Annotated in this window: 14 protein-coding genes; 3 read left to right on the top strand and 11 right to left on the bottom strand. The window is 44.2% G+C overall.

Going from position 1 to position 15,275, the window contains the following annotated elements:
• Positions 1-265: 265 nt before the first annotated feature.
• Positions 266-1,807, top strand: a complete 1,542-nt coding sequence (locus MHB54_RS14090) for a family 43 glycosylhydrolase (protein WP_264454389.1) — start codon at positions 266-268, stop codon at positions 1,805-1,807.
• A 172-nt stretch (positions 1,808-1,979) separates the two neighbouring features.
• Here MHB54_RS14090 and MHB54_RS14085 read toward each other — a convergent pair whose 3' ends face one another.
• Positions 1,980-3,929, bottom strand: a complete 1,950-nt coding sequence (locus MHB54_RS14085) for an oxidoreductase (RefSeq protein WP_023990959.1) — start codon at positions 3,927-3,929, stop codon at positions 1,980-1,982.
• A 36-nt stretch (positions 3,930-3,965) separates the two neighbouring features.
• Positions 3,966-5,237, bottom strand: a complete 1,272-nt coding sequence (locus MHB54_RS14080) for an L-lactate MFS transporter (RefSeq protein ID WP_023990960.1) — start codon at positions 5,235-5,237, stop codon at positions 3,966-3,968.
• 212 nt (positions 5,238-5,449) lie between these two features.
• Between MHB54_RS14080 and MHB54_RS14075 the strand changes: the two genes are divergently transcribed.
• A complete protein-coding gene (locus MHB54_RS14075; protein ID WP_023990961.1) occupies positions 5,450-5,986 on the top strand; it encodes a PadR family transcriptional regulator in 537 nt (178 codons plus the stop codon).
• 95 nt (positions 5,987-6,081) lie between these two features.
• Here MHB54_RS14075 and MHB54_RS14070 read toward each other — a convergent pair whose 3' ends face one another.
• From MHB54_RS14070 to MHB54_RS14050, 5 genes are all read right to left on the bottom strand, one after another.
• Positions 6,082-6,792 (bottom strand): GntR family transcriptional regulator, encoded by a 711-nt coding sequence (locus MHB54_RS14070; protein ID WP_023990962.1) that lies wholly within the window; start codon positions 6,790-6,792, stop codon positions 6,082-6,084.
• A 202-nt stretch (positions 6,793-6,994) separates the two neighbouring features.
• A complete protein-coding gene (locus tag MHB54_RS14065; protein WP_034095229.1) occupies positions 6,995-8,404 on the bottom strand; it encodes a glycoside hydrolase family 1 protein in 1,410 nt (469 codons plus the stop codon).
• A gap of 73 nt (positions 8,405-8,477) precedes the next feature.
• Positions 8,478-9,806 (bottom strand): PTS cellobiose transporter subunit IIC, encoded by a 1,329-nt coding sequence (gene celB, locus MHB54_RS14060; RefSeq protein WP_023990964.1) that lies wholly within the window; start codon positions 9,804-9,806, stop codon positions 8,478-8,480.
• Positions 9,807-9,890: 84 nt separating this feature from the next.
• Positions 9,891-10,223, bottom strand: a complete 333-nt coding sequence (locus MHB54_RS14055; protein WP_013312602.1) for a PTS lactose/cellobiose transporter subunit IIA — start codon at positions 10,221-10,223, stop codon at positions 9,891-9,893.
• Positions 10,216-10,533, bottom strand: a complete 318-nt coding sequence (locus tag MHB54_RS14050; protein ID WP_013312603.1) for a PTS sugar transporter subunit IIB — start codon at positions 10,531-10,533, stop codon at positions 10,216-10,218. Before MHB54_RS14050 ends, MHB54_RS14055 begins: the two co-directional genes overlap by 8 nt.
• 510 nt (positions 10,534-11,043) lie before the next feature.
• Here MHB54_RS14050 and MHB54_RS14045 point away from each other — a divergent pair.
• Positions 11,044-12,159, top strand: a complete 1,116-nt coding sequence (locus MHB54_RS14045; protein ID WP_264454388.1) for a WG repeat-containing protein — start codon at positions 11,044-11,046, stop codon at positions 12,157-12,159.
• 72 nt (positions 12,160-12,231) lie between these two features.
• Here MHB54_RS14045 and MHB54_RS14040 read toward each other — a convergent pair whose 3' ends face one another.
• From MHB54_RS14040 to MHB54_RS14025, 4 genes are all read right to left on the bottom strand, one after another.
• Complete coding sequence (locus tag MHB54_RS14040) at positions 12,232-12,669, bottom strand: hypothetical protein (protein ID WP_023990966.1); 438 nt, start codon at positions 12,667-12,669, stop codon at positions 12,232-12,234.
• Positions 12,670-12,830: 161 nt separating this feature from the next.
• Positions 12,831-12,980, bottom strand: a complete 150-nt coding sequence (locus tag MHB54_RS14035) for a hypothetical protein (RefSeq protein WP_179085434.1) — start codon at positions 12,978-12,980, stop codon at positions 12,831-12,833.
• 9 nt (positions 12,981-12,989) lie between these two features.
• On the bottom strand, positions 12,990-13,556 hold the full coding sequence (locus tag MHB54_RS14030; RefSeq protein ID WP_264454387.1) for a hypothetical protein: 567 nt from the start codon (positions 13,554-13,556) through the stop codon (positions 12,990-12,992).
• 13 nt (positions 13,557-13,569) lie between these two features.
• Entirely contained in the window at positions 13,570-15,156 is a 1,587-nt protein-coding gene (locus tag MHB54_RS14025; protein ID WP_254348344.1) for a DUF4153 domain-containing protein, read from the bottom strand.
• Positions 15,157-15,275: the final 119 nt, after the last annotated feature.

Here is a 15,275-nt window from a genome sequence, read left to right as displayed (position 1 = left end):
TAATGTGAACGTGTCAATGACAAAACGCACAATTACAAACGCTTCCCACATAACTGACGAGCTTTCCCCAAAGTTTCAAATATCTATATACCTATTTTGTATGCAGTGATCAGATTTGTCCTTTCTCGTAACAACAGTTTCACCATGCTAAAGACTTCAATTTATTCCACTTGTAAACGCTTCCAATTAGGGTAAAATCGAAAATGAGGTGCCGGACAAGCCATTCCGACCCATCCTATCCGTGTTAAAGGAGGCAGATGATATCGTGAAGTGGATCAACAGCAGCAAATGGTTAGCCGCATGGATTTGTATCCTATTCGCAGTGGCCAGTGCGGGTCTTCAACCCGATACAGCACACGCCAATACAACAGGCGTTACGCAAGCAACCTACGGGACCGAGGTGAACCAAGCGCTGAATGGTTTGGACGTCGCCAATGCTGAACTATCCCTGAGCGCAACAGCAAGCACAGCCATTACGAACGGAGCGGATTGGAAAGACACCGCAGGTAACCCGATTCAGGCGAACAGCGGTAATATTCTAAAAGTAGGTTCTACTTATTATTGGTACGGCGAGCACGCCGAAAACTGGAAATTTGAAAAAGTGAACGTATATACCTCAACCGATTTGAAAAATTGGTCCTTCCGCAGCAGTATTCTCACCAAAGATTCCGCCCCTGAGCTGAATTCGAGCAAAATCGAGCGTCCCAAAGTTATCTACAACAAAACCACCGGAAAATATGTACTATGGGCGCACTATGAAAATGGCACGGACTACTCACTAGGTCGTGTAGCCGTCGCTACCAGCGATACACCCGACGGAAATTTTGCCTACCAAGGCAGCTTCCGCCCACTGAATTACGAGTCTCGTGATATGACGGTGTTCACGGATACGGACGGTAGCGGCTACCTTATTACAGCTTCCCGTAAAAATGGCGGCGCCAATGATACGATGGCGATCTTCAAGCTGACAGCCGATTATACAGGTGTGCAGGCGTTCGTTGGCTGGATTTTTGAAAATGGCTATCGCGAAGCTCCTACTGTTGTGAAAAAGAACAATATCTACTACCTGTTCACCTCTCAGGCATCTGGCTGGTATCCGAATCAGGGCGCTTACGCAACCGCCAGTTCCATGACTGGAAGCTGGTCTGCTCTGTCGCCCTTCGGTGATCCAGCGGCTTACGGCTCGCAAATCCATTCCATCGCCACGGTTACGGGTAGCGCAGGAACCAGCTACATCTATATGGGCGACCGCTGGAATCCGCTCAATCTGAGCGACCACAAATTCATCTGGTTGCCACTAACTCTGAATGACTCCAACAAAACAGCAACCCTGAACTGGTACAGTAGCTGGGATCTGGATGCTGCGACAGGCACAGTAATCCTGCCGTCCCTTGTGAATCACGCACAGGGCAAAACAGCGACTGCTAGCTCAGCCGCATCCAGTTCTCCAGCTTCACTGGCGAACGACGGCAACGCCCAAACCTCGTGGAAGGCTGCTTCTGCATCCTGGCCCGCTTGGTGGCAGGTCGATTTAGGCAGTACCAAGACCATCAGCGAAGTGGAAATTTCATGGTTTATGTACAAAGGATCTGAAGCGTATTACAAATATAAAATTGAATACAGCACGGATGGAGTTAACTACTTCACGATTGATCGCACAGGTAATACCACGTATGGTTTTACCAGTGACAAAGTCAATTTTCAAGCTCGCTACGTGCGAATTAACCTTGTAAATGCAGTGCTTTTCAATAATCCGAACAACTGGTATACCCCGACGGTGCATGAAGTAAGATTGCTTGGCAATTAACTTTCACACTTGGGATATTGCCTTAATCCTTAAAAAAATATCGCACAGCTCTTGCGCAATGTTGTACCCATTTGCAGGAGCTGTGCAATTTGTGTTGAACCGCTATGTTCGAGTACCTCTCTTAGACTCCTGAAGTGTCCCATGCCGGGCAATGATGGTGAGTCGCAGATAATCAGATATCAAGCGCTGCATGATATCCTTGATATATTGCAGTCGTGATAGTAGATGCCTTAACGCAATCTCCGATTTGTGCAACATAAGGTGCACAATCAATTAACTCATCTACTACGTTTCTTCTTGGACGTTGTCCAAGCGCACAAATGACTGAAGTACCTGGAACAAAATGTTCTTCACCATTTTGATCAGCGCAAGCAACACCTTCTTGTGTAACACTCAGCCCTTTAAATCCTAAATGAACCTGAATGTTATTCTTTTCGATTTCTTTTAGCATAATCGGACGATGTCTAATATTAGCATCCGGAGCCAGCTCCGTTCTCATCTCTACCAGATGAACCGTCTTACCTTCCTGGGCAAGGTGAATTGCTGCTTCACAGCCTGCCAGACCGCCTCCCAATACGACTACGCTATCGCTGACCCTATCCTTCTCCAGATAGTAGTTATTAACAATGACTACGTTATCACCATTCAATCCAGGAATTGGAGGAACAATTGCTGCGGAACCAGCTGCGATAATTAACGCATCAGCATTTTCTTTCTCTGCATACTCTTTAGTAACAGGTGTATTCAAACGGATCTCAACGCCAGCGTCTTTAGCCAGCTTTCCGAGAGTAACACCTAATTCATACATCTCATATTTAAAAGGAATCGCCTGCTCTCCCCTCAAAATACCGCCTATCTCGTCAGCCTTCTCACATAGAATAACTTTATGTCCGCGTTTGGCTGCAGTAAGAGCTGCATAAAGCCCGCCTGGGCCTCCACCGGCTACTAAAACCTTGCGTGGATTAGGGGAAGGGTAAATTTCTGTTCCATCCATCTCACGACCAATTAATGGGTTAACTGTACAGCGTCTTGTGGATGTTTCTGCACGTTCTGCCATACAGGTGAAGCATCTCAGACATTTAATAATGTCCTCGTCGCGGTTGCTCATCACCTTTCTTGGAAGCTCTGGATCAGCAAGCAGTGCGCGAGCCATTTCAACAACATCCGCCTGACCGCTGGCAATGATTTCTTCCATTTGTGCCGGGTCATTTAATCCGCCGACCGTTGCAACCGGAACACTTACATGCTTCTTAATCTCTGCTGCAAGATAAACATTACTTCCATGAGGCAAGAACATCGAAGGGTGTGTGATACCAAATCCTGTCTGATAGGTTCCTGCAGATACATGAAGCAAGTCGACTCTTGATTCGATTAATTTAGCAATTTCTATACCTTCTGTCAGACCATAGCCGCCTTCAAATAACTCTGAGCCACTCATTCTAAACTCGATTGGGAAGCCAGAACCCACAGCTTTACGAACACAGTCAAGAACCTCCTGTGCAAAACGCACCCTGTTTTCCAAAGATCCGCCATACTTGTCTGTTCTGCGGTTGAAATAAGGAGAAAAAAACTGATTAATTAACCATCCATGTCCGCCATGAACCATAATCATTTCGTAACCTGCTCTCTTGGCCAGTCCAGCACATCTACCATAAGCTGCTACAATGTCAGCAATTAGTTCTTGCGTAAGTTCCTTTACTTCTCTGCCGTCTGGACGTACTCCTGGACTGGGTCCCCACTGAGCAAGTCCTTGTTTCTTATTTTTGTCAGTCAGATAAGTTCCTGCATACTGTCCAGAATGAGACAATTCCACACTGGCAATTGCCCCGTGACGGCGAATAGCGTCTGCAGTATAGGTAAAACTAGCAAGAGAATCTACTGTCCCCAGATCCAGATGGTACATATGGGAAGCTTCCGTCTCAGGATGAACCACGACTTCGCTGACCGTAACTGACGCAGCACCGCCTTTTGCTCTTAATTCATAAAAAGCTGTAGATTTCGGTCCAATAGTGCAGTCAGCTGTAATATCTGTACCTCCCATAGGAGAGCCAAACATTCTATTTCTGAAAGTCACATTTCCAATTGTAATTGGTTTACATAGATTGGGATATTTTCTTTGCATGATCTCATGCTCCTTATCTGTATTTATTGCTATGGGTTAATTGATAGCTTTCTGATTCATATCCACAGCCATCTTCTGATTTTTTCGGGTAGTGAACTTATATACAAATGTTAGAACAAGTCCGGTTATGCCAAGTACGGCCGCAATGACAAAGGCTCTCTGATAGCTACTGTCTGTGCTGTAAACATGACTCATAATCGATGGGCCAAAGTATCCTGCTGTTGCAAATCCAATAAACATAATTCCATAATTCACACTATTATTTCTCACACCAAACTGATCGGCAGTAAATCCAGGAAATACCCCCATCAGTGCACCAAAACATAAACCAATAACTGAAATACCAATATAGAATGTCAACACACTACCTTCGCCTGAAAAATAAAGCAATGTGAGTCCTATGACCGAAAAGACAGAAGAAAAAGCCAGGGTATTGATTCGACCGATTTTGTCCGAAATATAGCCTGCAACGATTCGTCCGCCCGTGTTAAACAATGCCAATACGGAAACAACTGTCGTAGCGGCTGCCGCAGACATACCAATCATTTTCTGAGCTATAGGAGAAGCTTGTGATGTACACATGAGTCCGGCAAAAGCACCACACATTAATAACAAGATCATGATATAAAACAGAGGGCTTGAGAGCATGCCTTTCCAGTCTTTGTCGTTCTGAATAGAACGGCCAACATTTACAGTCTTGGGTGTCCATCCTGCAGGAACAAAGTCAGATGGACATTTCTCAATGAAGAAAGAAGCAGCACATACAATAATAAGAAATGCTATACCGATGATAATGAATGCTGATGTCACACCAGACCTACTGATTAAACTATTGGCAATAGGAGGTATAATAACTGAGCTTATTCCATAAGCAGCCGTTGTTATACCGCCAACTAATCCTCTTTTGTCAGGGAAAAACTTAATAGAGTTGCTAATTGTGCATCCGTAAACCATTCCCGTTCCTAGGCCGAGTACGATACCGTAAGCCAATACCAGGTAACCTACAGATGTTGCAAATCCTGATAAAATCATACCGCCTCCAAATAGCAAGCCCCCTACAAAGATCACTTTCTTGGGCCCGAATCGATCATTAATCCAGCCACCTGAAATCATCGTGATAGGACCTACCGAATTTGTAATCGTAAATGCAATAGCCAAATTCCCCGGTGTTAAACTAAGTCCTGTGACGCTGCTCAAATATTCTGCCATTGGGGCAGAAAATACACTCCACGCGTAAATTGATCCAATACACAGATTAATAAAACAGCTTGCAATCAGAATAATCCATCTCTTTTTTGTAAGTTCCACTGAGATCTTCTTCTCCCTCGTCGTTGTATTGTGAAATCATTCACATATTTCGAAATAATATTAACACGCGCTTTGAAATATATCAACAGGAACATGTATGTAGTTATATGTTTTATTAAATATGTTTTCAATAATATATCAATCTTATTGTGGACTCGCTAAATATGTTATACTTAACCAATAAACGACGAAAATGTTAGGAAGATTGCCTTATGAGAACTTTAAAATATGCCATTCTGGGCTTGTTAAATAAAGAACCTATGACTGGTTATGATATAGGTAAAGAATTCAGTAAAGATTTAGGCGAATTTTGGACTGCAAAGCATAGTCAGATCTATCCAGAATTAAAAAAACTGCTTAATGAGGGACTTATCGTCTACGAGATCCAAATTAGCGGAGAAATTTTAGAAAAAAAATTGTATTCGATTACGGAGAATGGCAAAGAAGATTTTTTACAATGGCTAAAAAAAGCAGAGCCTATTGAACCCACTCCCAAAGATGTGTTTAAGCTGAGAATGTATTTTTCTAATCATCTGGATATAACAACCCGATTATATTTGTTGGAACATCAGCTGCTTCAACATCAAGATAGGCTGGAACATTTACGCAAAAATAAAGAACGTTATGAAACTATTCCTCCTCTTGATAGTGATAATTTTGGCGATTATCTTGTATTAGATGGTGCTATTTTACGCGAAACTATAACCATACAATGGATAGAAAGTTTTATTGCTTATTGTAAAAAATAAAGCATCTCATTTTCCCTTAAACTTATTGTAAACACAAAAAAGCACAAGGATTCGAGAATATGTAGCTCGAACCCTTATGCTTATTTTTTTACTAATCAACGCATTCGATTCACTGTGGTAAACACAAATTTATCGTACCGATGCCGCGAGAACGAGTATTCAAATGGTATACCTGTATCCAGATAACCCACCTGCTCAATTTCCAAGATTGGATCATCCGCTGCGCAGTCCAAATGCTCACGATCCAGTTCCGTTGACTTGGATGCCCGGATGGTACGGTGTGAACCGACAATATTAAGTCCCAGCTCCTCCTTAATATGTTTGTACACCGAGCCGTACAGCACCTCCTCTGTAATACCGCTGATCAGCTTCGTGGGCATGTATGTGCGCTCGATAACGTAGGGCTCACCCTCCACGACACGCAGACGGATCACATGATATACAGGAGAATTGGCATCAATAAATAGATGGGTCGCTACCTCTTCGGATGGAAATTGAACGTCAAAGGCGACGATTTTATTTTTGATCTCTTTCCCGCGCAGTACGTTGGTTAACCCCAGCATTTCATTTACGACAACGTTAACAGGGCCATTGTGAACTGATTTGACGATAAAGGTTCCGTGTCCTCTTTTACGATTCAGCAACCCATCCATCACCAATGTGTCCAATGCCCGCTTAATCGTCATCCGACTTACACGAAACTCTTTTGCCAGTGAGATCTCATCGGGAATCGGATCATCACTGCTATAGGTCTTATTCATAATCCGCTCTTTGACCTCTTGTGCAATCCGCTCGTATTTGTTCATCTGTCTACCACCTGTACTAAAAATTGTTTTATGTCAGCATTTTACCAAAACATCGGTAGCGCTGGTTCCTTTTGTTCTGCAGGCGGGACGTTAAGGTATTACGGTATAAGTAAGTATACCGAACATTATACTTTCTCACCAGCGGCGTACAGCACAGTTCTTTGACGATGATGAAGAAAAAAAGGCGGTCCAGAGGACCACCTTAGAATCCGTTATTCTCGATCACCTGTTTGAACCAGTGCCCACTCTGTTTAACGGATCTCTTGCCACCGTCCTGAAGATCGACAGACACAAAACCATAGCGATTCTTATAAGCATTCGTCCAGGACCAATTGTCCATAAACGTCCATAAGTGATAGCCCTTCACATTGGAGCCTTCTGAGATCGCTCGTTGGACCCATTTGAGATGCTCACGGATAAAATCAATGCGATAGTCATCGCGGATCATGCCCTGTTCATCTCTGAACTTTTCTTCACCTTGAACGCCCATTCCGTTTTCCGAAATGAAGCATTCAATGTTGCCATAATTTTCTCTGACATTGGTCAGAATGTCGTAAATGCCTTTCTCATAAATCTCCCAGCCCCGCATTTCATTCATCTTGCGACCAGGCATGACGTAATAATCGAAGAATCGTTCCGGCACAAAAGGCGCATCCGGGTTCGGCAGACTTTCGCGAGCCTTGACTCTGCGTGGCTGATAATAGTTAATCCCCAGCAGGTCCACAGTGCCCTGGCGTATGATCTCCCGATCTCCGTCTTCCATGCTTGGTACATATCCCTCTTGGCGTAACAGCTCCACGAGCAAAGGATTGAATTCTCCCGTCACAGATGGGTCTAAAAAGGAACGATTAAAGAACGCATCGCATATTTCAGCAGCCTGCACGTCTGCCGGGTGCTGACTACGCGGATAAGTTGGCGTCAGGTTCAAAATAATTCCGATTTTGCCCTTATAACCGCCTTCTCTGTAAGCCTTAATGGCACTGGCGCTCGATAACAGGGTATGATATCCCACCTGTACGGCTTTACCGAAATCCACTTCATTCGGATAGTGGAAATCGTACAGATAGCCGCCTTCCACCGGGACAATCGGCTCGTTATGTGTAAACCATTTGGCTACACGATCCCCGAATAGCTCAAAGCAAGTGTTAGCATAATCCACGTAAGCCTCGACCGTCTCCCGGTTCACCCAGCCTCCACTTTCCTGTAAAGCCATCGGCAAATCAAAATGATACAAGTTCACAAACGGCTCAATACCCGCCTGATGCAACTCTTCAATGACGGCATTATAGAATTGAACCGCCTGCTGGTTTAATGCACCTTTCCCTGCCGGAAACAGACGCGACCAGGAAATAGAGAACCGGAAAGAGTTGTGACCAAGCTCTTTCATGAGTGCAATATCTTCTTTGTAACGGGTATAGAAACGGGACGTTTCGCCAGGTCCAACCTCGTCATAAAAACGGTTCGGCTCCTGCTCAAACCAATAATCCCAAATGTTCGGTCCTTTGCCGTCCCCCTCCACGGTTCCTTCTGTCTGGGTAGCCGAGGCCGATGAGCCCCACCAGAAGTCGGATGGAAAACGGTATTGAATGGTTTGCTGCTCTGTATCTTTCATTTCGGTATGATTCACAGCTCTACTCCTCTCTCTTTTGCAATGAATAAGCTGCTAATCTAGCAGCTTATCCACATTACATTCCAACAGTTTGATCCTTACCAGCAATGGCTGCTTGGCTAAGCTCCTCTTCCTGCTCTTTACGAACGTTCATCCGGTCAATAATTTTCAGGAACGGGAACCAGATGACAAAGACGACAGCCATATTAAACAACTGCAGCACGCCACCCATCAGGGAGCCCGTAGCCATCATTCCACTAAAGAACAACGGCATCGTCCAAGGAACCTGTATTCCGTTTGGCGGCGGCACAATCCCGGTGGTCATGGCAAAGTAAGTAATCAGCGTAACGATCATTGGAGAAATAACCCATGGAACAAAAATAAGCGGATTCATCACAATCGGCAGACCGAATATGACGGGTTCGTTGACATTAAACAGACCCGGTCCAAGGGCCAGCTTACTGACCTGCTTCAATTGCTTACTCTTCAGGAAGATCAGAATCGAAAGCACGACAGCCAGTGTCATACCTGTACCACCGATACCTACGGTGTAAATATCCACAAACTGCTTGGTGATGATATGCGGCAGTTCTGCTCCTTTGGAGTACGCTTCATAGTTTTCAAGTGCCAGCGTATTCCAGATTGGGTCCATAACCGAGTTAATAATAATTTGACCATGCAGCCCAAAGAACCATAAAAGCTGAACAAAGAAAATAGCAATCAATGTAGGTATAATGCCACTGCCCAAATGCACCAGAGGTGCCTGTACAGCATGATAAATCAGATCATGCAGGTTATTATGAAGGGTCAGTGTAACTACAACATTAATGATCAAAAATATGCCCAATGTAATACATGCCGGAAGCAAAGCGGCAAATGATTTGGCAACTGCCGGCGGAACGCCTGGAGGCATTTTAATGACAAAATTTCGTTGCGTCACCTTTCGGTATATCTCTGCCGCAATAAAAGCGACGATCATACCAAGGAACATGCCTTTGGCACCAATCCGATCAACCGGAATGACACCAGCAATCGTGGCACCGCTTTCTTGTGTCAACACAAACGGGGTGAGCATCAAGAAACTAGCCAACGCAATCATGCCGCCAAATATGGGCTCGACCTTATAACTTCGAGATAGGTAATACCCAATCCCGACGATTACAAATAAGGTCATGATATTCAGTGTGGCATTAGGCGCAATGTTCAGCAGACTGCTAAAAGTCGCATAATTGCCGTCGCCCATCCACCCTTTTAGAAACGGCAGATTGATAATAACGACGATAATGGAGCCAAAAACCGTTAATGGAAATGACAGCATAAATGCATCACGCAGTACAGTAAGATAGCGGTTGTTGTTCAGTTTACCGGCAATAGGTATCAGTATCCGGCTTAATTTTTCAAACAAAGCCTATTCCTCCCCGCGAAGTGACTTGCATCAATAGGGTTGCAAGCTTTTCATGTCCCAAATTTCTCAAACTTACATGTTCCGTTATAAATTTCTGGATTTGAACAGTTCCAGCAATTCTAGAACCAGATCCTTCATGGTAACCGTGGACATCAGATGATCCTCGGCATGCATTAGAAGGAGCGAGAAAGGAGTTTGGGTACCTCCCGCTTCCTTCTTAACCATTTGAAAATGGATATCATGCGCAGCACGTAAATCCTGCTTGGCTTGTTTGAGCAGTTCGTCCGCACCTTCTACATTCTCATTTCGATATTCGGTCAGCGCCTGAATTACTTTACTGCGAGCGCTTCCACTATGAAGAATAAGTTGGAAACTAATTTGCTCTTCCGTCAGTTCAGCTATATTGACTTTATCCATTTTTGCGTTCCACCAGCTTCACTGCTTGCTCATAGGCTTTCTTACCGTCAACCATCCCGTATGCCATCATGTCAATCACTTCTACATGAATACCATATTGGGCTGCTTCCTTTTCCAGCTGTCCTTTAAGAAAACTCATTTGCGGGCCAATCAATACTGCGTCAGCCTTAGCCATATCTTCTGCCGCCTGATCTTGACCTACTGCCCAAATTTCAGCCTCGTCTCCAATGGACTTAGCATAATCCTGCATCTTAGTAACCAGCAAACTTGTAGACATACCTGAGCTGCACGCCAGCAAAATTTTCTTCATGATTGTTCCTTCCCTTCAAGGTCTGATTGGATGTTAAGTACTAGAAAACGTTTACAGCGTAATTATAAATCCAGTCTTTTGATTTGTCTATACATTTAATTTATATGTATAGACTTTTTTTAAAATGACACTGTTTCTTCACTTTTTTTCTTGAAAATGAACGTGATCTCTTATCTTTAATCTCTCAATAGTAATCGATTTTCACTATAAGAGGTTCTGCCAAATGATATGTTATTCGATTCTGTAAAATGCTAACATGAGCTTACGGAGTAACTTGATAGCCCCTCCGTAGCCAAAGAATAGCTGGGGTGAGAAGAGATGAGTAGAGATGAGAATAGCAAGTGTCATACTTGGAAGCAGGGCTTTTTCATGTGCTGAAAATTAGAAAAATTTAGAATATCAAGAAACATTCCTACATTTTTATCGTCTATATTATGGAAGACCTTACGTATGAGGGTAAGATTTTTCGAAGCCTGAAGTTAAAAAGTCAACTCACAAAGGAGCTTATGCATGTTAAAAAAGTTAGGATTAGCTGCATTGATTCTGGTTACTAGCCTCTCCGTTATTGGAACAGGCTGGGCCGCATCCAGCACAACAACCATTGAAGTTTCTAAAACTGCTCTGGATTACAACGTTGCTCGCCCGCTGAGCGATGGTGCTTTTCATGATGGCTTATTAGCCGCTGAAACATCTGCTGGAAACCTCGTGTATTACAATTCCAAAGGAGAGAAAGCTTTCTCACTTCCCGCCGAGCTTAAACCCATTGGTGATTTTCATGAGCAGCGAGCCGTAGTCAAAAATACAAAAACCAATCTCTATGGATACATTAACACCAAAGGGGCACTGGTCATCCCTTGCCAATATACCGAAGCCAATTTCTTTTCTGAAGGAAAAGCAAAGGTAACCATAGCAGACACCAAAGAAAATGCAATTATAGATCGAACGGGAAAAATCCTTTCTCATTTTAAAGAAAATGGGGATTCAGAATATATATTTACGGACGGTCTGGCTCTTGCCTACGCCCCCAACACTGGTAAGATCGGTTTTGTGAATGCCTCTGGTCAACTAGCGATTCCTTATAAATATAAATACAGTCGTGGTTTCTCGGATGGCTTGGCTATTGTTCAGAATAGCAAAGGGCTATACGGGTACATCAATACAGCAGGGAAAGAAGTCATTCCTCCTCAATATAAATCCGGTGGAGACTTCTCGGAAGGATTGGCTCCAGTCCAAAATGCCAAGGGAAAATGGGGATTCATCAATAAACTGGGAAAAGTCGCGATTCCCTTTAAATTTACGGATGCCCAGGATTTTAGTGAAGGCTTGGCGAGTGTGAAAAATGCAAAAAACGAAGTCGGATTTATTGATAAAAACGGAACGCTAGTCATTAAATATCAACAAAAATATGATGTTACTACTCCGTTCAAAGAAGGCCTTGCTTTAGTCGGTAAACAAACACAATCATCCGTCTCAGACGGCAAATTCGGTTACATCAATCGTCAGGGACAACTGCTGACTAAACTTGAGTACAGAGTGGAATCCTCCTCCTTCTCCAATGGCTATGCTGTTGCTTTTATCAAGCCAGGCAAAGCGTTCATTGTATCTAAACATTCTGTTTCGAAATAAAAAAACGACCCTGGAGGCAGATCGAATGGATCTGCTTCCAGGGTCATTAGATTGCCGATATCTCGAATCCAATTAGTCGTGTGTGTAGAATTTCACTCCAGGCAAATCTGCTGCCACCCACGAGTAGTTAATAGTGTTACTGTTATAATTTTTTGTCCCCGCCTGAGCAACCTGTACCTCTTTCAAAATCGTAATCGATGAACCCTTCGGTCTGACAACGACTACATGACCATGACCATCCGCTTTTTTGATACCGATGGTAGGATACCCTAGATTTGCTCTTTTTTGAGCATCCTGAAAGGTTACAGAGTCCCAGCCCGGCGCCTTTTTATTCAGTAAAGCATCAGCCATTTGATTGGCTAAGCCACTTGGCAGGGAAGCCGACATCGCAGACATCACATCTTGTGCAAAAATATTACACTTCGTTCCACCTACTGGCGAATACTTTTTGTTCGTTTCTACCTTAAAACCGTCAATTACAGACGCGTAAGTACTTGCACTTCTAGCCATTGAAATTCCCCCTGAATATAAGCTGTAGAGGAAATGACGGAGTCGCTTGAACATCTGAATGGCTCCACATTCATTGATGTTGGCCTCAATTCCCTCTCAACTATTAGGGTGAATTCCGGCTTACTTTAACAACGTAATACTACAAAAAATTAACTTCATTCTCACAACTGAAGGCTTTCTTCACTGATTACGGTTGGAACGATAAGCTCAGGAGGAGTCGTAGGCTTAGCTTGTGTTAAATAGTCTGCTGCCCCCATCATCAGAGCGATGCCGATAAATAGCACGACCCAATTACGATTCTTTTTCATCATCTGTACCTCTCATTCTTCACTGCGCCCGTTCAGCCACTTGAACCAATGGAGCAGATGACTGAATCGGTATTCATGCTGCAAAGCATACGTCCATACTTCAGGCTCTTCACCAGGCTCCTTCCAGACGAGCATGGAAAAGTGACCCTCTTCCTCGCTCGCAACCGACAGCAGCGAAAGACGATCATCCCCGAATCGGTATGGAGCCGATTCCACCCAGTAATTCCGCATATCGCTGATCCAGCTGCGGAACTGCTCTGTACCTGCGATCCGCAGCACTTCATCTGGTAGGAGCAGATGCTCGTCGATGTCCTTCCAATCCCCCGCATATCGGTACCGCGCTGCCAACATTGGACTGAGCGGTCGGGTTTTGCCGGGGGCCAACGTAGGCATATAGGCGACGGGAACGACCGGACCAATACTCTGGATAGCATAAGACTGGCATTCCTCCTCACTCATTCCGTAGGACATAGCCTCCGCGAGAAAATGGTTTCGTCTTACCCCAAACTGATGCTGATACTGTGACATTTCATCCTGTAGCTCCAATACCATACCCTGTACCGTTTCTGTTCCGATCATTCCCAAACACCTCTCATTCCAAAATATAGTCGTGCAATTCCCGTTGCGCTCGATACTTTGCCCAATTGAATTCAGGCCAAGCCGATTCTTCTCTCGTCATGCTCGTCAAACGGGCTTGTAAAAACTCATCTAGTGATCCATGTTCCTTACGACTAAAGTCAATCAGCAGCGGAATCGCGTCTGCCGATAGCTCACTCAAATATTCCTTATCTATCACCGATGTCGTACGATACCGTTCGAGATTATTTTCAGCAATCCGTATATCAATGCCCACATAGTTCACGACGACATAGGCGACCAGAGCGAGTACAATATAATATTTCGCCAACGGCAGTTGACGGAAATGAATGCGCACAGCTGCAATAAGCAGTAGCAAGCCCAGAAAAATCATAAACGCGTGTACCAAATAGCGGGTGTACGTATAGCCGTATGCTTCTTCGTACATAACCAGCCGGGTATATCCCGAGTACAGCATCACACCCGAACAACCCACGAGTATGTACAGCAGGCCGCTGTTCATTTTTTGCACTATACCTGAGCCAAATTCAGTCCACTTCAATACACTGATCATCAGCACAAAGTTGATACCTGTTACCATAACCAGCTCCCCGAATCCTCTTCTCGCATATTCAGCATACGAGGTTCCTTCGGGCAGAGCACCTTCCCATGCACCAAACAGATATCCGAACTGCAACACAACGAACACAACATACACCAAATTCATGACAATCAGCACCGTAGCGGTAATTACAGGATCAAACTTGATCGCGACCGGCTCGTGGTAAGGCACCGTTGGTCGGTCAATCATCACTGAAGAATGACCATCGTACTCGGTGGTTGGACCATTCGTGCGCTCATTTAACCCGTGCCATGATTGAGTCTCTCTTTGCGTATTACGCGGAGCAGGCTGTACAAATCCCCACAAGTAGCAGAAGAAACAGAAGGTGAAAAAGCAGGTCCAGATCAGCCGCAGCATGCCACTCCCAAAGGACAGTGTGCCGATCCAATCGGGTATACCAGATAACAGCTTTTCGAACATCCCATCTGCCGAAGCCAGCAAAGATATGATGATGAACAGTAGCGGCAAGGCAATAAGCAAACCGATTATCACTTTGCCCAATACACGCTTACGCTCATCCTTCACATTCCGAAGGGCTACTGTCTTAACCATCCGAAACGGGGTCACGATATGACGAAAGTTTTGATAAAACCAATGGCTTAACGCCTGACCAATAATACCGGGTTCCGACCAGCCATGCCTTTTCTCCCCAAACAGCAGCACCATATGTACGCTAATCAGAGCAGATATCGCCAGCGCATTTAACACATATAGGACCGGATTATTGAACAGCGCATATGTCAATGCCAGCATGAAAATGATCACAAACAGTAAACGCCCTATCCATGATCCTAACTGGAAACGATCTCGATTAAAGGCATACATATAGGCGTAAAACACAATAACAAAAATTGGCATAGACACGCCCAGCCCATGTCCGTAAAACAGATATTGATGAACCAGCGCCAACACAATTGCGCCAGCAAAGGCGGACAGAAACGACGTTTTCGGCAAAGACGTTCCATTCATCTTGTCATGCATGGTAAATACCTCCACAAATATGCTTTATAACCCTTATTGTAGATGATAAAATAAGAAGATAAAGAGAAATTAATTCAAACAAAATTTCCTATTTTATAAAAGTGGCTACGCTTTTAATC

It is taken from the genome of Paenibacillus sp. FSL M7-0802, assembly GCF_038004945.1.
Classification (GTDB): Bacteria; Bacillota; Bacilli; order Paenibacillales; family Paenibacillaceae; genus Paenibacillus; species Paenibacillus polymyxa_B.
Note: the sequence above shows the minus strand (reverse complement) of the source record. Positions and strands in the feature narration are given on the sequence as shown.